Genomic DNA, 23,657 nt, shown 5'->3' with positions numbered 1-23,657 from the left:
ACGTGCGTCAGCCTCGGCGTTGGGTGAGTCCCACACCGAGGCAGACCGCGACAATGCCCGCCACATGAGACACCGTCACGGTCTCGTCGAGAAACGCCCAACCCAAAACCAAGGCGAACACGGGGATGAGGTTCGTATAGGCGCTCGCCTGCCAGGCCGGCAGCCGACTCACCCCCAAATTGTAGAGCCCGTACGCCCCCACCGAGACGGCAACTCCCAAGTACAGCACCGCCAGCACCGGTCCCCACGAGGGGCTTTCGGGAAACGGCACCCACGGGGTTGCCACCAGGATCCCGAAGAACCCTAGACCGCCCACGGTCTGGGCTGCGGTCAGAAACCACGGCGAGTACTTCCGGCAGAGCGCCTTGAGACAAAGCGTATAGCCGGCGGCGCACACCATGGCGGCAAACTCCAAAACATTGCCCAAGAGCGGATTGGGGGCAGACTCTGTGGCCGGCGCGAGCCAGCTCACCCACCCCACTCCCGCCATGGCCAGCACCAGCCCCCCCCACGAACGCAGCCCGGGCCGCTCCCCGAGAAATCCCGAGGCCAAGGCCACGAGCGCCGGCAGCACCGCCGAGACCATCCCGGCCTGAGATGCGGTGGTGTACTTGAGGGCAGCGCCCTCGAGCACGAAATAGAGGCACGGCTCACAGAGGATCATCCCTGCTAGCAGGGGCAAATCCTGACGGGCCACCCGCACGCGGCGGCTGGAGGGCAAAAACACGAAAAAAAGGCCCGCCGCCAAAAGGAGGCGGACAAAGACCACTACCACAGGATGAAAGGAGGCCACGGCATATTTGAAGGCCACGAACGAACTGCCCCAAAGGAGCATGGCGGAAAGCAGAGCCAGGGGAGCGACCCAGAGTGCAGGCATAACGACGATCCTCAAAAAGTGTTGCGTAGTGGAAGCCGCGGGCCTTTCCACATCCCGCCCGCGCCGGCAAGCCCGAACAGGCCGCAAAAAAATGCTTGCGTTTTTGGGCCAGCCTCACTAAAGGCGAACTTCGCTTTACGGCAGTGGCGAGGTAGCTCAGTCGGTCAGAGCATGCGGCTCATATCCGCAGAGTCGGGGGTTCAAGTCCCTCCCTCGCTACCAAATCCAAGATATTCCTGGCCCCGCAAGAATGCGGGGTTTTTCTTTAGGCTCCCTCAAACGCACCAGGCAGCGGAAGCCGCTTTTCCAGACAGCTCAAAAATACCCAAGGCTGCGCAGGCTGGCCATGTGGGTCTCTTTGCGCAGGTCCCGGCCCGAACGCTCGGCCAGGTCATGGGAGCGGGAAGTACAGGGCACGCACCCCAAGGAGCGGTAGCCCTGATCGTACAGGGTGCACCACGGGATCTGCGCCCAGGCGTGATAGGTCCAGATATCCACCTCGGACCACTCCAAAAGCGGGGCGATGCGAACGTGGCCGTCCACCTCCCACTGCCAGCCAGTGGCGGCGCGCTCCGGATGCTCGTCAGCCCGCACCCCGATGATGAGTGCGGAAAGCCCCAATTCCTCGACTGCGCGACGAAGCGGCAGCACCTTGCGCGCCGCGCAGCACTGCACGGGATCTGCAGCCACCGGCACGCAACTCTTCTGCGGGGTAACCACACGCAGATCCACCTCCCAGGCTGCGGCCAGCCGCTGGCGAAACTCCCGAATTTCCGGGAATTTCCACCCCGTGTCGATGGTCACCGCCAGAGGCCGCGCCCCAGCGGCCGCGACCACCTCGCGCCACAGATGCAGCGCCACCGTGGAGTCCTTGCCCGCAGTCCAGCACACCGCCACCCGCGGCCCCCATTCTTCCCAGGCCCTATGCAGGCGCTGCCGCGCCGTGGCCAGCAGGGTGTCCCAACGATGAGGCATGAGCTACGGCGCAGTCTGGAGATCGTTTCGAATTTCTTCGAGCAAGAGGCGCACGGCCTCGAGCTTGTCCCGGTGCTTGGCGCCCACCGTGGCCTGCAGATCTTCGGCCGCCGCGGCCATGGCGCCCACCTGGGTTTCCGCAGCCATGGTCCGGGTCTTTCGCGGCAGGCTTGCCAGCTCCGTGGCGGAACGCTCCACGGCAAGGGCGCGGTCCTCAAGCTGGGACACCTTTGCCGAAACGGCCCGCAGCGCCGCAATCTCTGCGGAAATCCCTTCCATGCGACGGTCAACGGCGTAGAAAAGGACCATGGCGAGCAGAAAGGCCGCCACTGCCATGGCCATAATGCTCCGATCGTGCAACCTCATGGGCTCCTCCACTATGAAAACAAGCCCCCAAACCGCCGACCGCACGCCAACGGCCTGGAAACTCCCGCTAGTTGATCAGCGACTGCAGCGGCGCGGGGATGAAGCCGCCGCGGCGGATGAACGCCTCGCAGCAAGGATTGGGGTGCACCGGCATGATGGTGGCCTCTCCCAAGAGCCCGCCAAACACCGCCCGCTCGCCGGCCTCTTTGCCGGGCACCGGAATGATCCGGGCCGCCGTGGTCTTCTTGTTGATCACGCCGATGGCCATCTCGTCGGCGATGATGGCGGACAAGGTCTCGGCGCTGGTGGATCCAGGGATGGCCACCATGTCCAGCCCCACCGAGCAGACCGCAGTCATGGCCTCCAGTTTGGAGAGCGAGAGGAAGCCGTCCGCTGCAGCCTGCGCGATGGTGCTGTCTTCGCTCACCGGGATAAACGCGCCGCTCAAGCCCCCCACCCGGGTACTGGCAAAAGCGCCGCCCTTTTTCACCGCGTCGTTGAGCATGGCGAGGGCCGCTGTGGAGCCCGGCATGCCGATGGCGCCCAGTCCCAAGGACTGAAAGATCTCGCCCACACTGTCGCCCACGTTGGGAGTCGGGGCGAGGGAAAGGTCCACGATGCCAAATTCCACGCCCAAAAGGCGCGCCACTTCGCGGCCAATGATCTCGCCGACCCGAGTGACCTTGAAGGCCGTACGTTTGATGACCTCGGCGAGCTCGCCCAAATGGATGCCCGGATTTTCGGCCACAGCGCGGTCGATGGCCTTACGCACCACCCCCGGCCCGCTGACCCCCACGTTGATGACCGAACTGGGCTCGCCCACCCCAAGATAGGCACCGGCCATGAAGGGCACATCCTCGGGGATGTTGGCAAACACCACCAACTTGGCGCAGCCGAGGCCGTCCCGCTCCCGGGTGGCCTCGGCCGTGGCCTTGATGGTGCGCCCCATGAGAGCCACGGCGTCCATGTTGATGCCTGCCCGGGTGGTGGCCACATTCACTGAAGAGCACAGGCGCTCGGTACGCGCGAGGGCCTCAGGGATGGCTTCGATCAAGGCCAAATCACCTTTGGCCATGCCCTTTTCCACCAAGGCGGAAAAGCCGCCGATAAAGTCCACCCCTACCTCCCGGGCGGCGGCATCCAAAGCGCGGGCCACCTCCACCATGCCACGGGCATCGAACGGAGCGGCGGCCACGGCCACGGGGCTCACGCTGATGCGTTTGTTGACCACCGGAATGCCAAAACGCTCCCCCACCTCGTCGCACACGGCCACCAGATCCCGGGCCTGGGTGGTGATGCGCGCATGCACGGCATCCACGAACGCGCTCAAACTCTCTCGCGCACAGTCCAAAAGGCTGACGCCCAAAGTCACGGTACGTACATCCAAGTGCTCGTTTTTCACCATGGACAGGGTGGACAGAACTTCACGATCCGAAAGCATAGATATTCCTCATATTGCGCTGCGATGGGTATTGGAGGTCTGTTTTTTCGCACGTTCCGAGGGACAAAAATTCCCTCGGACGCGTTAGACCCGATGAATATTTTCGAACACATCCCGGTGCTGGAGGGATACCTCCATGCCCAAGGGCTGGCACGCCTGAACCAGCGCAGCACGAACCACGCGGTGATGCACCCCCTGGGGGACATCGATCTCCAGGATCATCACCATCTCCTCACCCTCCTGGGCTGGGGCGAGCAGCACGGCCCGAAATTGGGTGACGTTGCAGCCCAGGTGCGCCAGGGCGCGGGTCACTGCAGCGATGTTTCCCGGTTGATCCTTGCCGCGCGTAGTGAGCACAAAGGGCTCTCCAGGGGTGGGAGGCTGCCACCCCTCGTCCAAAGGACGTACGAACACCCCGAGATCCATGGGGGCAAGGCGCTCCCGCAAGGCGGTGTCCACCTGCGCAAGCGACACTTCCGGCGGCCGGGCGACAATCATGATGGCCGCAAACTCCCCCTGAAGAATGGTTTGGGTGACGTCTTCGATATTACAGCCCAGACCAAAGACGGTCTCGGACACCGCGGCCAGGATGCCCGGCCGGTCATGGCCCATGACGGATACGGCAAATTTTCCCATACTTCCTCCTTGCAAAGGAATGCCTCTTGGCCGTGGAGGGGCCTGGCGTCAAGTTCGCCGGCCCCGCTTTTCCGTTGCCTTCCCCTGGCAGGCGCACTAGGAGAGACGCAGCCCGCATGGAGCGGGCCCAACTACTTGTGGAGGAATACCATCATGCACCGTCTTTGTGTCATCCTTGTGGCCCTGGTCCTTGCGGCATCTCCGGTGTTTGCCGCCTCGGAAAAACATCAAAAATTGGCGGAAGAGCTCATCTCGCTCACGGAAGGGGACAAGATCCTCGACTCCATGAAAAGCCAGATGGCCATGATCTTTGCCCAGTTCAAGGCCCATCTCGAGGTCCCTGAGGCCGAGAAGGCCAAACTGGAAGCCTACGACAAAAAGTTTCAGGCCATCATCGACGATGATCTGGATTGGAAAAAGATCCGCAGCAAATACATTGACCTTTATACGTCCACCTTCTCCGAGGAAGAAACCAAGGCCATCGTGGATTTCTACAAGTCTCCGGCCGGCAAGAAGCTGACCGCGTCCATGCCCAACCTCATGCAACAAAGCCTCAACATCGCCCGCACCCATGTGCAGGCCGTGATCCCGAAGCTCGAGGAAATCACCTCGGCCATGGAAAAAGAATTTGCCCCGCAGAACGCCACTCAAGAAACCGCCCCGAAAAAGTAACCTTCCACAGGGTCGCCGCACGCCTTCCGGCCGTGCGGCGGCTGCCTGACCGACTACTGCTCGTCGGCGCCTCTGGCCACCTGCACCTGATTTCTCCCGGCGGCCTTGGCTGCGTACAAGGCATCGTCCGCCCGCGAAAGCAGCTCCTCTCCGGATTCCCCTGACTGGCGCTGGGCCACTCCACAACTCACCGTCACCGAAAAAGACCCCTCGCCTGCGGTCATTTTCTCGGCCGCCACGGCCTCTCGGATGCGTTCCAGGATGGCGGCCGCAGCCTCCACCCTGGTTTCCGGAAACAGGATGGCAAACTCCTCGCCGCCGACCCGAGCCACACGGTCCACCGCACGCACACTGTCTCGGAGAGTCTGCGCCACTGCCGCCAGCACCCTGTCGCCGACGCCATGGCCATAGGTGTCGTTCACTTTCTTGAAATGATCCACATCCACCATGGCGACGCACAGCGGCCGCCCGAAACGCTCTGCCCGCCGCGCTTCATCCTCGAGCCACGCAAAAAATTGGCGGCGATTGGAGAGCCCCGTGAGCTGATCCGTGGAGGCCAGCTCCTCCAGACGCAGCTCCGCCAGACGGCGTTCGGTGATGTCCGCCACGGCAAAGTGGATGCGGACCACCGCCCCACCATCGCCCTTGTCGAACGCACACGCCACCGAAGCCCAGCGATCCTCCCCTTGTTGCGTGCGCAGGCGCACATCCAAGTGGAAGGGATTCCCCACGGCTTGGGCTTCGGTAAGCGTCCGCACGAACTGCGTCCGGTCTTCGGGATGAATGTGCTCGATGAACCGCTCCATATCGGCGTGGACTTCTCCGGGCTGATACCCAAGGATGCGGAAAAGCTCATCAGACCACGACTCGCTTCCAGAATCCACGTCCCGTTCCAGGCTTCCCACATGTGCCAAGGCCTGGGTCTCGGCCAGGAGGGTAGCGGTGCGGCGCACCTGGTCTTCCAGCACACGGCGCTCGGTGACGTCCTGGGCGGACACCACGGCACCGGAAATGGAGCCGTCCATTTCCTGACACGGATAGTAGGTCACCTGCATACACCGCCGCCCCATGCCCGCCATGGAAAACCAGGCTTCGTATTGGAACGTCTCGCCGGCAAAGCAGCGCTCCAATTGCGGACGGACCACTCGAGCAAATGCCTTTTCCCCCATGACCTCGGCCACACTACGGCCTTCGATGTCTTCCCGGCGGCGGGCATGATAGCGTAGATACGTATCGTTGACGAGGACGTAGCGAAAATCTCGATCAACGATACTCACCAGAGACGGTGAAGACGCAATGGCCCGCTCGTAGCGTTGCAACGCGTATTCCACTTCTTTATGCTGGGTAATCATGGTGTGGGATATGACCGCGCCCGCAAGCTCATCCTCGACGAACCACGGACGAACATACACCAAAAACCAATGTTTTTTTGAGGAAATAGTGCAGGAATACTCCATATGGAACCCTGTGAGTATCCCTGAGAGCACTTTTTCCAATCCTTGGGCCAGCACGATTCCTTCCGAGCTGCCGGCCTGAATCGTCGGACAAGCCAGCACGTACGCGCTCCCCAGCAACGATGCAGCGTCGCGACCGCTGTCCTCCACAAAACGGCGCCACGCGGTGTTGGCATCGACGATGATCCCCTGCGCGTCCAACACCACCACGTGCTCGGCAAGGCTATCGAACACCGCCCGCAGGGCTGCCAACTCTTGGCTGACATCCAAACATACGGCGTCGTCCATCCTTCCTCCCTACCCGTCCGCCCAACGGGCCACTGCCGCCAACGTCCCCGCGACCAAGGCTTCGGCCCGGTCGGAAGTAGCGGCCTCGCTGTAGCAGCGCAGCTCCGGGGCATTGCCCGAAGGCCGCAGGTGGATGATCTCACCGCTGGCAAAGATCAGGCGCAGGCCATCGGTGCGGTCCACATGGGAAAGTTCGCCCTGGGCCGCAGCGCAGATGCGCTGGCGCAGGGCGGCGTCCGCATCCACCAGACGCAGGAGCTCGCGGCTCCTCGCGGTGGGGAAATCGGTCAGGCGCTGGCTCGCTGTGGGCCGCTGGGGCAACGCCTCCCGCAGCACCGAAAGGCGCACACCCTGGCGCGCGGCGCTGCACAAAACGGCCAGAATCGGCAAGGCGGCGTCCCGCGTGGGCAGGCGCCGCACGGGCCGGCCATCCAGCACTAGGTCGCTGGCCAGCATGAATCCGCCATTGGCTTCAAACCCGGCCACAGGCCCTGGACAGGTGGCACGCAATCCCTCCATGGCGGCCACCACGTACGGTGACCCGATGCGGGTACGAACCACCTGGGAGCACAACCCACTGCGCTCAATGGCCGTGGTGCAGGACACAGGCGTCGCCACGCAGGCCACACCCAAGGCAGCGACCACCGCCAAGCCGAGGAAATCGCCGCGCCACCAGACGCCGGTTTCATCGGCAAGCATGGGTCGGTCGCCGTCTCCGTCCGTGGAGATGAGCGCGTGCAGCTCGTGCTCCGCCACCGCCTGCCGGGCAAGGGCGTGGTCTTCCGGGGATAGGGCCTCCGTATCCAAAGGCACGAAGGCGTCGCTGCGCCCGAAAGCAATCACCGTGGCTCCGCAATCTTCCAGGATCCGGCGCAGCACGTCGCGGGACGCGCTTGAATGCTCATAGAGCCCTACCCGCCACCCGGAAAGGCTTCCTGCTCCAAAGGCATCGACAGCGCGCTGGCGGTAGAGCTCCAAGGCATCGCGCCTGGGCTCCGGCAGCGGCAGGGAGACGTCCGCCTCTCCTGGCTCCAAAGCCTTGGTCATGGAGGACTCGTGCGCCTTGGTGATCTCTCCCTGCGGAGTGTAGAACTTGATGCCGTTGCGATCGAAGGGAATGTGGCTGCCCGTCACCATGATGGCGGCCATGCCGCGCTCCTGGGCGAAGAAGGCCAAGGCCGGGGTGGGCAGGACCCCGCAAAAGATCGCCTCCCGCCCTTCGGCCACCAGCGCCTCAAAGCAGAAGCGCGCAATCTGCGGGCTCGATGGCCGCAAATCCATACCCAAAAGCACCGGGACATCAGGGGCCACGATGTGGCGCACAAAGGCCCGCACATACGCATGACACACCTCGCGGGAAAGCTCCTCCACCAGGCCCCGCACCCCGCTGGTCCCAAAACGAACAGCCATTGCTTCCCCCCGAAAAGACATCAGCGCGGACAGGCCGCGCTGATGGATTGATCAAGACACCAGCTGGCCACCATCGCCAGCGCACACCGCTCCGAGCTCACGCCGCCTTGGCCTGCGCCGCGGTCGGCCCTTCCTCTTCCGGAAGGTTCGGCCCGAACTCCAAGAGGATGGGCGCCGCCACGAAGATGGACGAATACGTCCCCACGCCGATACCCACCAAAAGGGCGAACGCAAAGTCGTGGATCACCCCGCCGCCCAGGACGAACAGACTCGCCGTCACCAGCAAGGTCGTACCGGAAGTGAGCACCGTACGCGACAAGTTCTGGTTGATGGCGGCATTGATGGTCACGGGCAGGTGCGGCGATATCTTGGCGCGCAGGTTCTCGCGGATACGGTCGAACACGATGATGGTGTCGTTGAGGGAGTAGCCGATGATGGTGAGCAGGGCCGCCACGATGGAAAGGTCGATCTCCTTGTTGAGGAGCGAAAAGACCCCCACGGTGATGAGGGTGTCGTGGATCAGGGCCACGATGGCGCCCAGGGCATAGAAGAGCTTGAGCTTCCAGCACACCACAAGGGTTACGGCAAGCGCCCCCAAGATGAGCACTTCCTTGGAGACACCCAAAAGGCCCAGGCCGTAGACCGCAGCGCCCAAGCACGCGGCCATGAGCGCGGCGATCATCCATTTTTGCTCGAAACGCCCGGAGATATAGATGGAGATGAGCAGCACCGCATAGAACAAGGCCTCCAGGGCCTGGGCCCGCAAATCCGAGCTCACCTTGGCTCCCACCATGTCCACCCGCTGGATTTCAAAGTGCGCATCCGGAATCTGGGCAAGGGCCTTGGTAATGGCGGTGCGGGCTGCCGCAGCCTCTTCTTCCTTCGCAGCCACACGAATCAGCACCTCGTTGTCCGAAGCGGCCCCGAACTCCTGCACCACCAGACCGGCAAGGCCTGCCGGAGCCAAGGCCTGTTCCACGGCGCGGGCGTCCACCTTCACTGCGGATTTTGCCTGCACTACCATGCCGCCGGCAAAGTCGATGCCGTAACGTGGACCGCCCTTCACCACCAAGGACAGCACCCCCAAGAGCAGCAGCAGGGCGGAGAGCACGTAGGCCTTGCGGCGGTTCCCGATAAAATCAAATCGAGGCGTTTGCGAAAACAATGTTAGTGGCACAACAGGCCTCCCTTCAAATGCTGATCGCGGCCCCGGGGGCACGCCGGCGCAGCCAGAGATCGAAAATGATACGTGAGACGAAAATGGCCGTAAACATGGAGGCAAGGATGCCCAGACTCAAGGTCACCGCAAAGCCCCGCACCGGGCCTGTGCCAAACTGGTACAAGATGATGGCAGCGATGATCGTGGTAAGGTTGGCGTCCACGATGGTGAGGGTGGCGCGGGCAAAGCCTTCGTCCACAGCAGCCATGGGTGAGAGCCCGCGGCGCAACTCCTCGCGAATGCGTTCAAAGATGAGCACATTGGCGTCCACTGCCATGCCGAGGGTGAGGATAATGCCGGCAATGCCCGGAAGCGTCAGCGTCGCGCCAAAGAGAGCCATGCCAGCCAAGATGAGCCCCACGTCAAGGATGACCGCGATATCGGCGATCACACCACTCCAACCGTAATAGAGGGCCATGAAGAGCATCAACAGCGCGCCCCCCACCACGGCGGCCTGCACACCTTTTTCGATGGACTCCTGTCCGAGAGACGGCCCCACGGTGCGCTCTTCCAGCACCCGCACCGGCGCAGGCAGGGATCCGGCGCGCAGGACCACGGCCAAGTCATGGGCCTCTTCTGGAGTAAATTGCCCGGTGATGGAGGCTCTGCCCCCGCCGATGCGCTCTTGGATGACCGGCGCCGAATACACGGAGCCATCCAGCACGATGGCCATACGCTTTTTGACGTTGGCGGCAGTAAGCTCCTCAAAGATCCGGGCCCCGCGGGCGTTGAAGGTCATGCCCACGTACGGCTGCCCGAAAGAGTCGAATTGTACCGAGGCATCGGTGATGTATTCGCCGGTAAGCGCCACATCCCGACGCACGACGATAGGCGTCTTCACCTCCGACCCATCCGCACCGCGGCGCACCATATACAAGAGCTCGTCGTCCGGAGGGATGACTCCGCGCATGGCCGCTTCCGGGTCGGCGGCCTCGTCCACCAGGCGGAATTCCAGGTGCGCGGTGCGACCGAGCAAGGCCACCGCCCGGGCCGTATCGCTCAGGCCCGGCAGCTGCACCTGAATACGGCCGCCCTGTTGCTTGCGGATATCCGGCTCCGCCACACCAAAGGCGTCCACCCGGTTGCGGATGGTCTTCACCGCCTGGTCCACGGTGAGGTCATGAATCTGCTTGCGGTAGGCATCGGTGGGCATAAGCACGTAACGCACGCCGCCCTCCACAGGTTCTTTGCTCTCGACCCGCAGCGAGCGAAAACGGGATTTCAAGAGCGCGTCCATGTCCGCCGCATGCTCTGCCCCCAGGACGGTGCACTCCAGGGTCTCTCCCCCCACCAACCGTGGGCGAAGCACCGTAAAGCCTTTTTCCCGGGCCTCCACACGCAAATCCTGCCCCGCCTGTCCCAAGGCGTGCCGCACGGCAGCCCCGAGATCCACCTCCATGGTGAGGTGGATACCGCCACGCAAATCAAGCCCCATATTGATGCGGCTCTCCGGCAAAAAACGCCCCAAAGACGACTCCGCCACCCCCGGAAGGGACGGCGCAAGATAAACGAAAGCCGCAAGGATGATGGCCGCAGCCAATCCCAGCCTCCAACGTAGTGCACCCATGGATGTCCCCAAAAAGAAAAAGTCGGGCAGCAGGCCTGCCCGGTCACGTTACTTGGATTCCTTGGCAGCCTGATCCTTGGCGTCCTTCTGCACCACCGCAGCTACAGACCCGCGGGAAAGCTGCACCTGTACGTCTTTGGCAAGCTCCACGGTGAGCACGTCGTCACGCACCTCCACAATGCGGCCATAGATGCCGCCTGCGGTAACGATGCGATCCCCACGCTTCAGGTTTTCCAGCATGGTGCGGTGTTCTTTTTGTTTCTTCTGCTGCGGCCGGATGAGCAGAAAATAGAAGATGACGAACATCAAGATGAGCGGCACGAACGACATAATGGGATTGGGCTGCTGCCCCGCAGCCTGCCCTGCGACGTCTCCCATGGCATAAGCGAGTGTTGGAAACATGCGATTCCTCCAATGTGATTTTTCAGGTACGGAAAGCGGCATGTAGCCCCTTCCCTTTGAGAACACAAGTTCAGCCTGTCTGACGTACGAGCTGTTGCAGCTCCTCCACCTCGGCTTCCAGGCGGGAGACGGCCTCCCTTTCTGCCGGCCCTTGGGCCAGGGCCTTGGCCCGCTGCAGGTGCCAAGCATATTTCTCCCAGCGCCGGGCAAAGGCAAAGGCCCGGGCAAAGGCCAAGTGCGCAGCACTCTCCTTGCCCCGGGCCGCCTCGATGCGTCCAGAAAGCTGCCACAGGTCCGAGTCGTGCGGAAAACGCTCGAGGGCCGGCTGCACCAGGGTCCACGCTTGGGCAGGATCCCCCAAGTCCAAAAAGGCCTGGGCGAGAAGCACTCCCGTGGTTACGTCACCGGGGAGCCCCTGCTGGGCCGTGCGCAAGAAGTCCACCGCCTGGGAAACCCGTCCGAGGGAGAGCAAAAGCCGGCCCATCTCCCGCGCCGCCACCGGCCGGGTCTGCGGGCACGCCATGGCCTGCGACAACTCGGCTTCGGCCTCCGCCGTCTGGTGGAGTCTCGCTGAAGCCATACCCAGCCCCAAGGCGGCCTGGCACGGATCCGTCGCCTCCTGAGGGCGAAAAACCGCCTTGGCGCTCTGGGGCGGGGTAAACTCGGCGCGCACGAGGGTCTGCACCAAGGCAAACCGCGACGCCGCAGCATGGAGCGGACGCTGGCGTTTTACGGCGATCTCCCGCGCACGCGCCTCCAAGGCAGTGATGCGCTCTTCCAATCCAGGATGGGTGGAGAGGTAGGGCGGAATATTTCCCCCGCCGCCGAGCCATTGCAAACGCCGCATGCGGGCAAAGGCACGGGGCATGGCCTCGGGATCAAAGCCGGAGTCCACCAGGGTGGCAAAGCCCAATTGGTCGGCGGCGCGTTCATTTTCCCGGGAAAACTTGAAGGTCAAAGAAGATGCCCCGGCTGCAGAGCCCAACATGAGCGCCTTCCCGCTTTCCGGCTTGCCCCCCGCCCCCAGCAAGGCGCCGGCGAGCATGCCGATGAGCGTGCCGACACTCAAGTACTGACTCCGCTCGATGCCCTGGGCCACGTGACGCTCGGAGACATGCGCCAATTCATGGGCGAGCACACTCGCCAACTCGTCCTCGGATTCCAACTGGGCGATAAGACCGGTAAACACCGTCACCCTGCCACCCGGAGACGCAAAGGCGTTGAGGGCCGGATGGTCCACCACCGTCACCCGCACCGGAAACGGCTGCGGCGGCATGACCGCCAGCAGACGGTCCACAATCCCCTGCACATAATCCAGCACCACAGTGTCCTGGACCGGGGGAAAGCGTGTTTCGATGATGAGGTCGAACTTCCGGGCGAGCTCCGCCTCGTCGCTCAACGTAAAAGAGCCCCAGCCCGCGCCTGCCGGCGCAGCCCAAAGCGTGAGTACCAACAGCCACACCAGTGCGCGGGACATGGCTATGCTCGCGGATCCAACAAGGCCGGCCCCCGCCGTTTATGTGCGGAGGCCAGAAAGCGGCGCACCGGGCCTGTGGCTTCCAATTCCTGAATACGGACGGCCCCGGAAGCATCCAGGGCGCCACGAGCCGCGTCCCGACGCAGGGTGAAATACTCGTAAAACAGGCGTTCCACCTCGGCATACGAAGGCACCCCCAATTGGTCCAAGTCCGAAGCGGAAATGCCCAGACCATCGGTAGGTACCGCGGCCATGGCCGCCCGCAGCGGTGCCGGGTCGTCGAGATACTGGCAGAGGATCTCCGCCAAGCCGTATTCCACGGTCTTGGGGATCAACTGGATGGGGCTCACGTCCCCCACATCGCCGTGCAAAGTCCAAAACCCGGTCAAAAGCTCGTCCACCTGATCGGTGGAGAGCACGCAGCCACCCGAGAGCTGCGCCACGTGGTAGAGAAAGAGCATGCGCAGCCGCGCCTTGAGATTGCCCTCAGCCAACGGCGTGGTACGCCCCAGACGCTGGGTAAAGGCTGCGGACAGAGCACGGTACTGGTCGGAAAAATCCACCACCATCTCTTCCAGGGGCCGCGGCGGCCACGCATACGCCTGGGCCACGGCCTGCGCCCGCGCCACCTCCTCCGGAGCGTTGGTGACCAGCGGCAGGCAAAACCCCTGATACGGGATGCGGCGCCACCACAAGACTGCCGCAAGGAACGAAGAATCAATGCCCCCAGAGAGCCCCAGCACGTAGCACTGGAGACGATGCTCGCGCAGATACTCTTCCAAGAATCGGCCGATGCGCTCCAGGAGCGCTGCGGAAGGCTCAAGGGTCAAAAGATCCAACCAGGCCTGAAAATCCGCATCCGCAGGACACGCCGCCAAAGGGAGCATGGGAGCCTCCAGGGTCAAGAATTCATGGCATCGAGAAATTCTTGGTTGCTCTTGGTGCCGCGCATCTTGTCGAGCAGAAAGGTCATGCTGTCCACCGAATTCATGGGGGCGAGCACCCGGCGCAGGATCCACACCTTGTTGAGCACGTCCGGCGGCAAGAGCAGATCTTCCTTTCGGGTCCCGGAACGGTTGAGATCAATGGCCGGGAAGATGCGTTTGTCCGCCAAATGGCGATCCAGGTAGATGTCGGCGTTGCCCGTGCCTTTGAACTCCTCAAAGATCACTTCGTCCATACGCGAGCCGGTATCGATGAGGGCCGTGGAAATGATGGTCAGGCTGCCGCCTTCCTCCAGATTGCGGGCCGCGCCGAAAAAGCGTTTGGGCCGCTGCAGGGCGTTGGCCTCGAGGCCGCCCGAAAGGACCCGGCCCGAAGACGGCGTGATGGTATTATAGGCGCGACCCAGACGCGTGATGGAGTCGAGCAGGATGACCACATCGAACTTGCGCTCCACCAAGCGCTTGGCCTTCTCCAGCACCATCTCCGCCACCTGGACGTGCCGTTGGGGCGGCTCGTCGAAGGTGGAGCTCACCACCTCGCCGCGCACGGTGCGTTCCATGTCCGTGACCTCTTCCGGCCGCTCGTCGATAAGCAGCACGATGAGGTAGACTTCGGGATGATTGGCGCTGATGGCATTGGCGATGGCCTGCAAAAGCATCGTCTTGCCGGTACGCGGCGGGGCGACGATGAGGCCGCGCTGGCCTTTGCCAATGGGGGTCATGAGATCGAGGATGCGCGTGGAGTAGTTTTTATCCCCGTTTTCCAGGCGAAACTGCTGGTTGGGATAGATGGGCTTGAGATTGTCGAACAGGACGACTTTTTTCGTCTCTTCCGGCGGCCGAAAGCAGATCTCCTTGACCTTGAGCAGCGCGAAATACTTTTCTCCATCCTTGGGTTGGCGGATCTGCCCCGAGATCACATCTCCGGTACGCAGACCCAGACGCCGAATCTGCGACGGAGAGACATAGATATCGTCCGGGCCAGGCATGTAACTGTACATGGGGGAGCGCAAAAATCCATATCCTTCCGGAAGGATCTCCAAGACGCCTTCACTGAAGATGGCGCCGTTTTGGGCGCAACATGCTTGGAGAATCGCAAAAATGAGCTCCTGCTTGCGCATGCCGCCCATGTTGTCGATATTGTACCGGCGTGCGATGTCCGCCAACTCAGACATGGATTTGGTTTTGAGTTCCGAAAGATTCATGCTGGCCTCATGCGCCACACGGCGCCCCTTACGGGGCGCTGGGGCATCAGCGTGAAATTGGGAAGAAGAGGGACGTGACAAAGAAAAAAATCGTGGAGAGGTGCAAAAACAAGAAAGGACTAATCCGCGACGTCGTCGTCTTCCACAGGCTCGTCTTTGCCTGCCTGCAGAATATCGGCAAACAATTCCTCAATAGCTCTTTTAATCTCGGACTGCTCTTTGCCCAAGGCAAAAGCGAGTTCCAAAGACACAAGGTTCATGGCCTGCTCCAGAAGGCGGCGCTCACCAAAGGAGAGTTCCTTGTCCTTGCTGATCAGGATCAATTCTTTGAGCACGTAGGCCACGTCCTGCAGGACACTACTCTTGAGCTTTTCCGAGTATTCCCGATAACGACGATTCCAATTCTGTCCCATGTACCCAGTAAAGTCCGAACGATCCCGCAGGAAATCGAAGATGGCCTCGGCCTGCTCCGCGGAATACACTTCTCGCAACCCCACGTTGGCGGCATTCTTCACCGGCACCATGAGGGTGACGTTGTTACTCAAAATGCGCACAATGATGAGTTCGGTGGGTACCCCCCCGATCTCCTGCGTCTCAATGCGCTCCACCCGCCCCACACCCTGGGCGGGATATACAACGAATTCACCAACGCCAAACACAGGCACCTCCACACGGGATGGCTTACCGGAAAACACACGATGTGTATTTTTGATATCCTAAACAGCAGGCGGAGTCTACCGCCTTCAGCGACTATGCAGCCAACGGGTCGCTGCCTCAAGGCCATCGGCGCAGTACCGCAGCACCGCGTCCCGCGCCAAGGCGACACTTTCCTGGAGCACCTCTCGCTCCCCAGGGGAAAACGTCTGCAGCACGTAATCCGCCCCAGACATCCCCGCAGGCGGTCGGCCGATGCCGATACGAAGCCGGATAAAATCGCGACTGCCCAGGGTCTCGGCCACGGATTTGAGGCCATTATGTCCGGCCAGTCCTCCGCCGGCCTTGAAGCGCACCGTCCCCAAAGGCAGATCGAGTTCGTCGTGAAGCACGAGGACCTGCTGCGGGGAAACTCCATGTTTGCGCACTGGACGGGCAAGAGCCTGACCACTCAAATTCATGTAGGTCATGGGCTTGAGAACCAGCCACCGCCGAGCACCATGATCCTCGCTGACGTCCCATGCCTGCGCAAGCTGCCCATCCCGGAAGGCACACGACGTCCCTGGGGCATGGAGCCAGTAGGCAACCAGCGCGTCCACCACCAAGAAACCGCAGTTGTGACGCGTCGATTCATAGCGGACTCCGGGATTCCCGAGGCCCGCTATGACGCCATCATAAGCCATAACGGCAATGCGAAGGAAGGATTACGCCGCTTCTTCCTTGGCCCCACGACCACCGGTGATGGCCAAGACGGCGAAAGAACGGTCAAAGAGCACCTGCACGCCTTCCGGCACAGGCAATTGGTCCACCATGAGTTTATCACCGATATTCATTTCCGTGACATCCACCGTGATGACGTCAGGGATGAGATGGGGCAGACAACGAACAGCCACTTTCTCCCGGTACACGGCCAGCTTACCGCCCAACACCACACCTTTGGCACGGCCCACCACGACCAGCGGCACCATCACATCCACCGGCTTGTCCAGGTCAATACCCCAAAGATCCACATGGACATAAACCCGCTTATAGGGATGCGTCTTGAGCTCCTTGATGATCACCGGCCGCTCCGTGCCATCCTCCAGGGTCATGGCCAACGGTTTGGAATAACGCACCGCCTCAAACGCCTTGGCCAGGGCCTTGGCATCCACCACCAGGGGGATATTCTCCCCAGAAGGAGAGTAAAACACCCCAGGAACTGCCCCCTGAGCCCGCAGTCGGGCACACGCACCCTTCCCCAACTCGGTGCGGCGGGCGACCTGCAAACGTGTAAGTTCCATTGATAAGCTCCTTGATTAGCTCTTCCCCAAGCCTACTGAAAAAGCACGCTCACCGACGATTCCGAGTGGATGTTATGGATCGCCTTGGCGAGCAGGCTCCCCACGGAGACCACGACGAATTTGTCGCTCTCAGCGGCCTTGGGATTGAGCGGAATGGTATCCGTAACAATGACTTTGGAAAACGAAGAGGCCAGCAAGCGGTCCACGGCCGGACCAGAGAGCACGGGATGGGTCGCACATGCCACCACATCCTCGGCCCCTTGCTCCGCCAAAAGACTCCCAGCCTCGGTCATGGTGCCCGCGGTGTCGATCATGTCGTCAAGCACCACGGCGATTTTCCCTTTGACGTCACCGATGACGTGCATGGCATGGGCCTGGTTGGGAGAGTCACGGCGCTTGTCCACGATGGCCAGCCCCACGCCCAAACGCTTGGCATACGCCCGAGCACGCTCGGTCCCGCCGGCATCCGGGGAAACGATGACCAAGTTGGGCCCAAGACCCCGCAGGGTCTCCAACAGCACCTGGGCGGCGTAGAGATTGTCCACTGGGCAATCGAAAAACCCCTGGATCTGACCGGAATGAAGGTCCACGGTGAGCACCCGATGCACCCCAGCCACAGAGATGAAGTCCGCCACCATCTTGGCGCTGATGGGCACCCGAGGGACCACCTTGCGGTCCTGGCGGGCATACCCGAAATAAGGAATCACCGCGGTCACCCGGCTCGCGCTGGCACGCTTCAACGCGTCCAGCATGAGACAGAGCTCCATGAGGTTGTGATTCACCGGCGAACAGGTGGGCTGCACCACGTACACGTCGTCACCGCGGACGTTGTCGCTGATCTCCACCCGAATCTCGCCGTCACTGAAGGTACTCACCAGCGCCGGCGTCAACTTGCATCCAAGATGGTCACAAATCTTTTCCGCCAAGGCCGGATTGGCCGTACCGGTGAGGATTTTGAGCTCGCCTCGATGCGGCATAGGACGTTTCCTTGAAAATATCGGCTAAGTGTGCATGCAGAAGAGCGAAAAAATAATTGGCTGGGGCGGGAGGATTCGAACCTCCGAATGACGGACCCAAAACCCGTTGCCTTGCCAGCTTGGCGACACCCCAGCACCTATGTATATGCCGACGCCCCCGGAGGCACCTCGTGCCACCCTGCCTGCCACTTCTCCACCCAGCGCCGCGCCGCAGCGCTGGCCTTGGCAGAGGCAAACAGGGCAAAAAGGTTGGAGCCCGACCCGCTCATGACGCAGGAGATCGCTCCAGACTCCAGCACCGCCGCCTTGATGCGGCCGATGACCGGGAAGCGCGCAAAGACCACCTCCTCGAAGTCATTCCACAAGACAGGTGGCTTGGCCAAGGCGGCCTCTTTATCGGGGGCGGACCTGGGTGTCAAGAGCGAAGCCGCCTCGTCCCAGCGCCGGTAGGCCCAAGCGGTATTGACCCGCACCCGGGGGCTGATGATCACCCGCGCATAATCATCCAAGTGCAGATCCACCGGCTCCATGCACTCGCCGATTCCCGTGACCCATGCAGGCCGCCCCAAAAGAAAAAATGGCACGTCCGCGCCCACTTGAGCGGCCACACTCCGTAGCCGCTGCGGACCAAGGGCCTGGGTCTGCTGGTCAAGCCAGGAAAGGAGCGCCGCCGCATTGCTGCTCCCGCCGCCGAGACCCGCTCCCACCGGGATCCGCTTTTCCAGACGCACCGCGAGCCCCGGAGCGCTACCTGCGGCAGCCACGTAGGCATGGTACGCTTTGGCCAAGATGTTCTTCTGCCCCCGCAAGAACGGAAGACGGCAGGAGACCGTAATGCCGGGCTCCCGCCGTACTTCCACATGCAGCGTGTCTGCGGGCACGGGCATGGGGTAGAAGAGGCTCTCGATGGTATGCATGCCATCGGGGCGTCTCCCGGTAATACGCAGATAGAGATTGACCTTGCAGCCGACCCGCAGCGTTGCCGTCGTCATGTCTTTACGAGAGCGGGATGGTGTGCAGGACCACGCGGCGCCCGCGCTGCACCAAGAGCATGAGCACTCCCTTGTCTTGGCTTTGCGCAGCAATGACCTGAGCCAAGTCCTCCACTGAGGTGAGCGCCTGGCCGTTGGCTTCCAAGAGTACGTCACCAGGACGGATCCCGGCCTGGGCCGCCACGGACCTGCGGGCGACTTCTTCCACGATGAGTCCGCTGCTCCCCTGCAGCCCCTTGACCTCCCGACGGGTCACAGGGCGGACCTTCATGCCCAGGGTCTCTTCCACGTTTGCGCCGTCACTGGCGGCCACACGCCGGGCGTTGCGCTCCTCCAAGGTCACGGTGACTTTTTCCACCTTGCCCTTGCGCCACAGCGAGACCTCCACTTTCTCGCCCGGGGCCATGGCCCCCACCCGGCGGGTGAGGTCCGACGAACTGGAGATCGGCTCCCCGTCCAGGGCAATGATTACGTCCCCGGCATGAATCCCCGCCTTATCCGCCGGATCCCCGGGCGTCACCGAGGCCACCAGCGCACCTGCGGCCTTGGAGAGCCCCAAGGTGCGGGCGACCTTCTCATCCACGTCCTGAATGGAGACCCCCAGCCAGCCGCGGCGCACGGTTTTGTACTGCCGCAATTGGTCGATCACCTGACGGGCCCAATTGCTGGGGATGGCAAAACCGATGCCTTGGCCAGAGGCGATAATGGCCGTGTTGATGCCAATCACCTCGCCGCTTCCGTTGATGAGCGGCCCCCCGCTGTTGCCCGGGTTGATGGAGGCGTCGGTCTGGATGAAACTGTCGTACGGCCCGGAGCCGATGTTCCGCCCCTTGGCGCTGACAATGCCGGCCGTGACTGTATGGTCCAGCCCAAAGGGATTGCCGATGGCCATCACCCATTCCCCCACCCGCAGGCGGTCGGAATCGCCAAACTCAAGGACCGGCAACGGTGCCGTGGCGTTGATCTTGATCAGGGCCAAATCCGTCTCCGGATCCGTCCCGACCACTTCAGCGTCGTAACTCTCTTCTTTGCCTTCCCGGCGCTGGATGTTCACGGTGATGGAGTCCGCGCCCTCCACGACGTGATTATTGGTCACGATATAACCGTCTGCAGAGATGATGAAGCCCGATCCCAAGGAACGCTGCTCCCGGTTGGGCATCTGATCCCCGAAAAACCGCTCAAACTGATCGAAAAAATCCTGGAAAGGATCGCCCTGTCCTCCCCGGGGAAGGCGGCGTAAAAATTGCCCCATAGGATTTTCCACCACCTTGCGGGTGCTGATGTTCACCACCGCAGGTCCGGCCTTCTCCGCCAAACGCACAAAGTCCGGCACGTCCGCCGCGATGGCCGCCACAGCCCAGATCCAGCACACCAAAAAGCCCAGGCCGTATCTCCATGCACGCATATCCGGTCCTCCTTCGGTTATTTCGGTACGGACGAACGATGGAACCACCTCTAACCATTTTCCGCCGCCTGGCAACCACAAGCCCTGCTTACCCGCAGCGCTGCTGCGCCTCGCCCCATATCAGCACCAAGGCGTCTTCCACAGGATCGGTATAGTACCGAGGCCGGCGGCCGCACGGCACAAATCCGCAGCGCGCATACAGCCCAAGCGCCGCGGCGTTGCCTTCCCGCACCTCGAGCATCACCCGCACCACCCCCGAGCGCCCCCACGCCTCCAGGGCCGCCTGCACCAACGCCCCACCGATGCCGCGACGCCGCCAGGAAGGATGCACCGCCAGATTGACGATTTCCGCCTCCTGCCCCAAAACCGTGCCCACCACGAAGCCCACGAGCTCACGGACCACCGCCCCGGCGGCCCATGAGCTGGGCTGGGCTAAAAACCGACCGTAGGTATCCGCACTCCAGGCCGAGGGGAACACCATCTGCTCCAGCGCGGCCACCGCCGCCGCCTCGTCCTCCCGGAGCCGGACGATACGCCAGGAATCCCTATGCCCCATACTCTTGTCCTTGTCGTGGATACTGCGGACCGCCCCTTGGCCGCCCTGCCCGCCGACGCCGTGCTCGCCCAGGGGCTCCTTCACCGCCGGGTCCTCGCGGTCTCCATCCAGGCGGACGGCCGCCTCCTTTTGCGCCGACATCAGGGTGTTTGGTTCCCCGCCGCAGCAGGCATGGTCAAGGCCATGGAGGGCGCAGAAGAGGCCGTGGAGCGGCTTCTCCACGCCACGGATGCGCCCATCCACCTGCTCACCATACTTCCACCCTCCGCAAGTCTGCGAGCTTTTGTCTGGGTCTTTGTGGTCCACGCAGAAGCCGCCGTGGCGGACGCCGTGGCCGTGGACCATGAGGAAATGACTGCTCTGGTGGAACGCTACCCGGACCAGGTGGCTCCAGAACTCAAGCATGCCTGGGAGGCCGGAGCCCTGCTCCTCAAGGCCTAATCGGAGCGCTTCGTCTCCTCCAATGGCCGGAAAAAGATGCCCACGCGCTCCTCGTGAAGGCCTCAAGCACCTGGCCCAAACGCCATCGACCCGCGGTGCCGCTTCCGGGCTCAGATCGAGCAGCGCCGCCAACAAACCGGAATCCTGTAACGCGGCCGCATGAGCGGCACAACGTTACAGTGTTGCCGTAAATTTCGAATTACGACAATGTAAAATGCGGAGTATCGATTCTTCAGTATCGGAAGACCTCTGTGCCAAGGACCCGGAAAATAGAGACAACGCCGCTTGCCCCCGCCGGGCATCCCAGCGCACGACCGTTTCCTTCTAACTGATAAACACCTGCCCGAACCGGGACATCGATTCCAAGGCCCGGCCCGTGCCCCGCACCACGGTGGTGAGCGGATCCTCGTCCACGTGCACGGCCAGGGCGCTTTGCTGGGAGATGAGGGTGGCAAGGCCCTTGAGGAGGGCGCCGCCGCCGGCCAAAAGGAGTCCATTGGTCGCGATATCCGCCACCAACTCCGGCGGAGTCTTTTCCAGTGCCCGACGCACCGCGGCCACAATGGCCCCCACCGGCTCCCGGATGGCCTCCCGCACGTGGCTGTCCGTGAGCACTATGGACTTGGGCGTCCCGTCCACCATGTTCTTGCCCGTGACGCGGTACTCCAACGGCTCCGGCAAAGGCACGGCCGAGGCAATGGCGATCTTGGCGGCCTCAGCCATGTTTTCGCCGATGAGGACCTGGAATTGGTCCTGCACGTAGCGCTGGATGGCATCGTTAATCTCATCGCCGGCAATGCGCACACTCTCGGCATAGGCCACGGCGCTGAGGGAGATGACCGCCACCTCGGTGGTGCCGCCGCCGATGTCCACCACCATGTTTCCTTGGGGCTCCTCGATGGGAAGCCCTGCGCCGATGGCGGCGGCCATGGGCTCTTCGATGAGGAACACCTCCCGCACCCCGGCCTGCACGGCGGATTCCACCACCGCCCGTTTCTCCACCTGCGTGATGCCTGCAGGCACACAAATGGCCATGCGGGGCTTGCGCAGCCGCATACCGGTGGTCACTTTGCGAATGAAGTAGGCGATCATGGCGCGGGTGACTTCAAAATCCGCGATGACACCGTCTTTGAGGGGACGCACCGCCCGGATGCGCTCCGGCGTGCGGCCCAAATATTCCTTGGCTTCGCGCCCTACGGCCAAAATGGCGTCAGTACGGGCATCGAGGGCCACCACGGAAGGCTCGTTGAGGACGATGCCTTGCCGCGGCGAGTAGAGCAGGGTGTTGGCCGTCCCCAGGTCCATGGCCAACTCGTTGGTGCGCAAGAAAGAAAACAGCGAAAAAAACACGTCCCAAATCCTTATGCAGGTGTTGACGGCGCAGGAGCCTGCCGAGCGCCCATCCGGTTGCGCAGATAGAGATTTTCCAAAAGCAAGGCCAAATAGTCCGCCGCGGCGCGCATGAACCCATGCTGCGCCGGACGCACCGGGCGGCTCTCCACATGCCCGGCAGCAAGGACGCCGCGGCACCGGCGATGCACCTTGAGGGGAAAGGCCATGAGGGTCCGAAGTTCCACCGCTGGGGTTTGTCGGCCAAAAAGCGGCATACTTGCCATTTCCCCGCACTCCTGGCCATATACCACCGGCTGGTTTTTCTTGAAGACCCAGCCGAGGATGCCACTGCCCGCATCAAAGACCTTGCCTTCCCACACAGGGTTACGAAACAGCGGGGCGGTCGATGCCTCCAGAAGATATCCCTTGCCCCACTCGTCGCTCACTACCAAAAAGGCATGGGTGGCATCCAAGCCTTGGGCCAAATCCCGCAAGAAACAGCCCAGAAACTCCGACCACCGAGGGTGCTGCTCCCGCAAGGCCAAAAGCCGTTGCAAGCACACCGCCAAGCGGGCCTCTTCATCCACCGTGCGACTGGCCGCGGTCTCCTGATCCATGGCCGCAAGGGTACGGGCAAAAAGCTCAAGGATTTTTTGTTCTTTGACACTGAAGGCGTAGGCTTTTTTACTCGTCACACACAGCGCTCCACGGCCACCGGGCACAGGGCAGCCATAGAAGGCCTTCAGACCATGGGGTGCAGAGCCATAGCCCAAGTGGGAGGCCGTGCGCTCCAAATGGTCTACCAGCAGCGGGGCCTCGTTTTTGAGCACCCATCCCGCAAGCCCCTGGCCCACAGGCACCTGGACACCTCGCGGCACGTCACCTGCGAGGCAGAAACCTGCCTGCACCGCGTATCCGCTGGTGTCTGGGCCCACCCACACCACCTCGTAGGCGTCCAGGACCGAAGCTGCGGCTTCCAAAAGATGTTCTATCGCGACAGAGTGCACGGACATCCACATACTTCCCTGGCATCCGTCTTTACGCCAAGGTAAAAACATGCCATTTTTCTTTTTCAGCGACCGCGACG

Annotated in this window: 24 protein-coding genes and 2 tRNA genes; 3 read left to right on the top strand and 23 right to left on the bottom strand. The window is 62.4% G+C overall.

Going from position 1 to position 23,657, the window contains the following annotated elements:
- Positions 1 to 7: 7 nt before the first annotated feature.
- Complete coding sequence (locus tag BR00_RS04590; protein ID WP_496476440.1) at positions 8 to 877, bottom strand: DMT family transporter; 870 nt, start codon at positions 875 to 877, stop codon at positions 8 to 10.
- Between the two features lie 145 nt (positions 878 to 1,022).
- Between BR00_RS04590 and BR00_RS04585 the strand changes: the two genes are divergently transcribed.
- Positions 1,023 to 1,099, top strand: a tRNA-Met gene (locus tag BR00_RS04585).
- A gap of 93 nt (positions 1,100 to 1,192) precedes the next feature.
- On the opposite strand, the gene BR00_RS04580 is transcribed toward BR00_RS04585, so the two are convergent.
- The 4 genes from BR00_RS04580 to BR00_RS04565 all read right to left on the bottom strand — a co-directional run bounded on the left by BR00_RS04580 (position 1,193) and on the right by BR00_RS04565 (position 4,295).
- Positions 1,193 to 1,852: a phosphoadenosine phosphosulfate reductase family protein gene (locus tag BR00_RS04580; protein ID WP_496476439.1), complete on the bottom strand. Its 660-nt coding sequence runs from the start codon at positions 1,850 to 1,852 to the stop codon at positions 1,193 to 1,195.
- 3 nt (positions 1,853 to 1,855) lie between these two features.
- The gene (locus BR00_RS04575) at positions 1,856 to 2,218 is read right to left on the bottom strand and encodes a hypothetical protein (protein WP_496476438.1); all 363 of its coding nucleotides are present in this window, start codon (positions 2,216 to 2,218) and stop codon (positions 1,856 to 1,858) included.
- Positions 2,219 to 2,285: 67 nt separating this feature from the next.
- On the bottom strand, positions 2,286 to 3,659 hold the full coding sequence (locus BR00_RS04570; RefSeq protein WP_496476437.1) for a PFL family protein: 1,374 nt from the start codon (positions 3,657 to 3,659) through the stop codon (positions 2,286 to 2,288).
- A gap of 84 nt (positions 3,660 to 3,743) precedes the next feature.
- Positions 3,744 to 4,295 (bottom strand): glycine cleavage system transcriptional repressor, encoded by a 552-nt coding sequence (locus BR00_RS04565; RefSeq protein ID WP_496476436.1) that lies wholly within the window; start codon positions 4,293 to 4,295, stop codon positions 3,744 to 3,746.
- Between the two features lie 153 nt (positions 4,296 to 4,448).
- Here BR00_RS04565 and BR00_RS04560 point away from each other — a divergent pair, with 153 nt between their 5' ends.
- The gene (locus tag BR00_RS04560; protein ID WP_496476435.1) at positions 4,449 to 4,967 is read left to right on the top strand and encodes a DUF2059 domain-containing protein; all 519 of its coding nucleotides are present in this window, start codon (positions 4,449 to 4,451) and stop codon (positions 4,965 to 4,967) included.
- Positions 4,968 to 5,020: 53 nt separating this feature from the next.
- Here BR00_RS04560 and BR00_RS04555 read toward each other — a convergent pair whose 3' ends face one another.
- The 16 genes from BR00_RS04555 to rimI form a co-directional block, all read right to left on the bottom strand.
- On the bottom strand, positions 5,021 to 6,709 hold the full coding sequence (locus tag BR00_RS04555; protein WP_496476434.1) for a sensor domain-containing diguanylate cyclase: 1,689 nt from the start codon (positions 6,707 to 6,709) through the stop codon (positions 5,021 to 5,023).
- 9 nt (positions 6,710 to 6,718) lie between these two features.
- Positions 6,719 to 8,119, bottom strand: coding sequence for a phosphomannomutase (locus BR00_RS04550; protein ID WP_496476433.1), 1,401 nt, complete (start codon positions 8,117 to 8,119; stop codon positions 6,719 to 6,721).
- Positions 8,120 to 8,216: 97 nt separating this feature from the next.
- Positions 8,217 to 9,296 carry a protein translocase subunit SecF gene (gene secF, locus BR00_RS04545; protein WP_496476432.1) on the bottom strand — a complete coding sequence of 360 codons (1,080 nt, stop codon included), beginning with the start codon at positions 9,294 to 9,296 and terminating at the stop codon, positions 8,217 to 8,219.
- A gap of 13 nt (positions 9,297 to 9,309) precedes the next feature.
- On the bottom strand, positions 9,310 to 10,905 hold the full coding sequence (gene secD, locus BR00_RS04540; RefSeq protein WP_496476431.1) for a protein translocase subunit SecD: 1,596 nt from the start codon (positions 10,903 to 10,905) through the stop codon (positions 9,310 to 9,312).
- 48 nt (positions 10,906 to 10,953) lie between these two features.
- Positions 10,954 to 11,307 (bottom strand): preprotein translocase subunit YajC, encoded by a 354-nt coding sequence (yajC, locus tag BR00_RS04535; protein ID WP_496476430.1) that lies wholly within the window; start codon positions 11,305 to 11,307, stop codon positions 10,954 to 10,956.
- Positions 11,308 to 11,377: 70 nt separating this feature from the next.
- Complete coding sequence (locus BR00_RS04530) at positions 11,378 to 12,784, bottom strand: beta-barrel assembly-enhancing protease (RefSeq protein WP_496476429.1); 1,407 nt, start codon at positions 12,782 to 12,784, stop codon at positions 11,378 to 11,380.
- 2 nt (positions 12,785 to 12,786) lie between these two features.
- Complete coding sequence (gene nadE, locus BR00_RS04525) at positions 12,787 to 13,671, bottom strand: NAD(+) synthase (RefSeq protein ID WP_496476428.1); 885 nt, start codon at positions 13,669 to 13,671, stop codon at positions 12,787 to 12,789.
- 14 nt (positions 13,672 to 13,685) lie between these two features.
- Positions 13,686 to 14,933 carry a transcription termination factor Rho gene (gene rho, locus BR00_RS04520; protein WP_496476427.1) on the bottom strand — a complete coding sequence of 416 codons (1,248 nt, stop codon included), beginning with the start codon at positions 14,931 to 14,933 and terminating at the stop codon, positions 13,686 to 13,688.
- A 119-nt stretch (positions 14,934 to 15,052) separates the two neighbouring features.
- Positions 15,053 to 15,592 carry a CarD family transcriptional regulator gene (locus BR00_RS04515; protein WP_496476426.1) on the bottom strand — a complete coding sequence of 180 codons (540 nt, stop codon included), beginning with the start codon at positions 15,590 to 15,592 and terminating at the stop codon, positions 15,053 to 15,055.
- Between the two features lie 84 nt (positions 15,593 to 15,676).
- On the bottom strand, positions 15,677 to 16,270 hold the full coding sequence (gene pth, locus BR00_RS04510; protein WP_496476425.1) for an aminoacyl-tRNA hydrolase: 594 nt from the start codon (positions 16,268 to 16,270) through the stop codon (positions 15,677 to 15,679).
- A 21-nt stretch (positions 16,271 to 16,291) separates the two neighbouring features.
- Positions 16,292 to 16,867, bottom strand: a complete 576-nt coding sequence (locus BR00_RS04505; RefSeq protein WP_496476424.1) for a 50S ribosomal protein L25 — start codon at positions 16,865 to 16,867, stop codon at positions 16,292 to 16,294.
- Between the two features lie 32 nt (positions 16,868 to 16,899).
- Complete coding sequence (locus tag BR00_RS04500) at positions 16,900 to 17,844, bottom strand: ribose-phosphate diphosphokinase (RefSeq protein WP_496476423.1); 945 nt, start codon at positions 17,842 to 17,844, stop codon at positions 16,900 to 16,902.
- A 57-nt stretch (positions 17,845 to 17,901) separates the two neighbouring features.
- Positions 17,902 to 17,977: transfer RNA gene (locus BR00_RS04495), tRNA-Gln, on the bottom strand.
- A gap of 4 nt (positions 17,978 to 17,981) precedes the next feature.
- Positions 17,982 to 18,836, bottom strand: coding sequence for a 4-(cytidine 5'-diphospho)-2-C-methyl-D-erythritol kinase (ispE, locus tag BR00_RS04490; RefSeq protein ID WP_496476422.1), 855 nt, complete (start codon positions 18,834 to 18,836; stop codon positions 17,982 to 17,984).
- Between the two features lie 4 nt (positions 18,837 to 18,840).
- Positions 18,841 to 20,241: a DegQ family serine endoprotease gene (locus tag BR00_RS04485; RefSeq protein WP_496476421.1), complete on the bottom strand. Its 1,401-nt coding sequence runs from the start codon at positions 20,239 to 20,241 to the stop codon at positions 18,841 to 18,843.
- An 88-nt stretch (positions 20,242 to 20,329) separates the two neighbouring features.
- A complete protein-coding gene (gene rimI, locus BR00_RS04480) occupies positions 20,330 to 20,797 on the bottom strand; it encodes a ribosomal protein S18-alanine N-acetyltransferase (RefSeq protein ID WP_496476420.1) in 468 nt (155 codons plus the stop codon).
- On the opposite strand from rimI, the gene BR00_RS04475 reads away from it, so the two are divergent.
- Positions 20,789 to 21,238 carry an NUDIX hydrolase gene (locus BR00_RS04475; RefSeq protein WP_496476419.1) on the top strand — a complete coding sequence of 150 codons (450 nt, stop codon included), beginning with the start codon at positions 20,789 to 20,791 and terminating at the stop codon, positions 21,236 to 21,238. The two genes, rimI and BR00_RS04475, sit on opposite strands and share 9 nt — an antisense overlap.
- A 324-nt stretch (positions 21,239 to 21,562) precedes the next feature.
- On the opposite strand, the gene BR00_RS04470 is transcribed toward BR00_RS04475, so the two are convergent.
- Together BR00_RS04470 and BR00_RS04465 are read right to left on the bottom strand one after the other, a co-directional pair.
- Positions 21,563 to 22,588: a rod shape-determining protein gene (locus tag BR00_RS04470; protein WP_496476418.1), complete on the bottom strand. Its 1,026-nt coding sequence runs from the start codon at positions 22,586 to 22,588 to the stop codon at positions 21,563 to 21,565.
- 11 nt (positions 22,589 to 22,599) lie between these two features.
- Complete coding sequence (locus BR00_RS04465; protein ID WP_496476417.1) at positions 22,600 to 23,583, bottom strand: GAF domain-containing protein; 984 nt, start codon at positions 23,581 to 23,583, stop codon at positions 22,600 to 22,602.
- Between the last annotated feature and the right edge of the window lie 74 nt (positions 23,584 to 23,657).

Source organism: Thermodesulfomicrobium thermophilum DSM 16697, assembly GCF_059568695.1.
Note: the sequence above shows the minus strand (reverse complement) of the source record. Positions and strands in the feature narration are given on the sequence as shown.

Bases quoted from the DNA above. Each gene is read 5' to 3' on its own strand.
- BR00_RS04590 (WP_496476440.1), bottom strand. From the start codon at position 877: ATGCCTGCACTCTGGGTCGCTCCCCTGGCTCTGCTTTCCGCCATGCTC.
- BR00_RS04580 (WP_496476439.1), bottom strand. From the start codon at position 1,852: ATGCCTCATCGTTGGGACACCCTGCTGGCCACGGCGCGGCAGCGCCTG.
- BR00_RS04575 (WP_496476438.1), bottom strand. From the start codon at position 2,218: ATGAGGTTGCACGATCGGAGCATTATGGCCATGGCAGTGGCGGCCTTT.
- BR00_RS04570 (WP_496476437.1), bottom strand. From the start codon at position 3,659: ATGCTTTCGGATCGTGAAGTTCTGTCCACCCTGTCCATGGTGAAAAAC.
- BR00_RS04565 (WP_496476436.1), bottom strand. From the start codon at position 4,295: ATGGGAAAATTTGCCGTATCCGTCATGGGCCATGACCGGCCGGGCATC.
- BR00_RS04560 (WP_496476435.1), top strand. From the start codon at position 4,449: ATGCACCGTCTTTGTGTCATCCTTGTGGCCCTGGTCCTTGCGGCATCT.
- BR00_RS04555 (WP_496476434.1), bottom strand. From the start codon at position 6,709: ATGGACGACGCCGTATGTTTGGATGTCAGCCAAGAGTTGGCAGCCCTG.
- BR00_RS04550 (WP_496476433.1), bottom strand. From the start codon at position 8,119: ATGGCTGTTCGTTTTGGGACCAGCGGGGTGCGGGGCCTGGTGGAGGAG.
- secD (WP_496476431.1), bottom strand. From the start codon at position 10,905: ATGGGTGCACTACGTTGGAGGCTGGGATTGGCTGCGGCCATCATCCTT.
- yajC (WP_496476430.1), bottom strand. From the start codon at position 11,307: ATGTTTCCAACACTCGCTTATGCCATGGGAGACGTCGCAGGGCAGGCT.
- BR00_RS04530 (WP_496476429.1), bottom strand. From the start codon at position 12,784: ATGTCCCGCGCACTGGTGTGGCTGTTGGTACTCACGCTTTGGGCTGCG.
- nadE (WP_496476428.1), bottom strand. From the start codon at position 13,671: ATGCTCCCTTTGGCGGCGTGTCCTGCGGATGCGGATTTTCAGGCCTGG.
- rho (WP_496476427.1), bottom strand. From the start codon at position 14,933: ATGAATCTTTCGGAACTCAAAACCAAATCCATGTCTGAGTTGGCGGAC.
- pth (WP_496476425.1), bottom strand. From the start codon at position 16,270: ATGGCTTATGATGGCGTCATAGCGGGCCTCGGGAATCCCGGAGTCCGC.
- BR00_RS04505 (WP_496476424.1), bottom strand. From the start codon at position 16,867: ATGGAACTTACACGTTTGCAGGTCGCCCGCCGCACCGAGTTGGGGAAG.
- BR00_RS04500 (WP_496476423.1), bottom strand. From the start codon at position 17,844: ATGCCGCATCGAGGCGAGCTCAAAATCCTCACCGGTACGGCCAATCCG.
- ispE (WP_496476422.1), bottom strand. From the start codon at position 18,836: ATGACGACGGCAACGCTGCGGGTCGGCTGCAAGGTCAATCTCTATCTG.
- BR00_RS04485 (WP_496476421.1), bottom strand. From the start codon at position 20,241: ATGCGTGCATGGAGATACGGCCTGGGCTTTTTGGTGTGCTGGATCTGG.
- BR00_RS04475 (WP_496476419.1), top strand. From the start codon at position 20,789: ATGCCCCATACTCTTGTCCTTGTCGTGGATACTGCGGACCGCCCCTTG.
- rimI (WP_496476420.1), bottom strand. From the start codon at position 20,797: ATGGGGCATAGGGATTCCTGGCGTATCGTCCGGCTCCGGGAGGACGAG.
- BR00_RS04465 (WP_496476417.1), bottom strand. From the start codon at position 23,583: ATGTCCGTGCACTCTGTCGCGATAGAACATCTTTTGGAAGCCGCAGCT.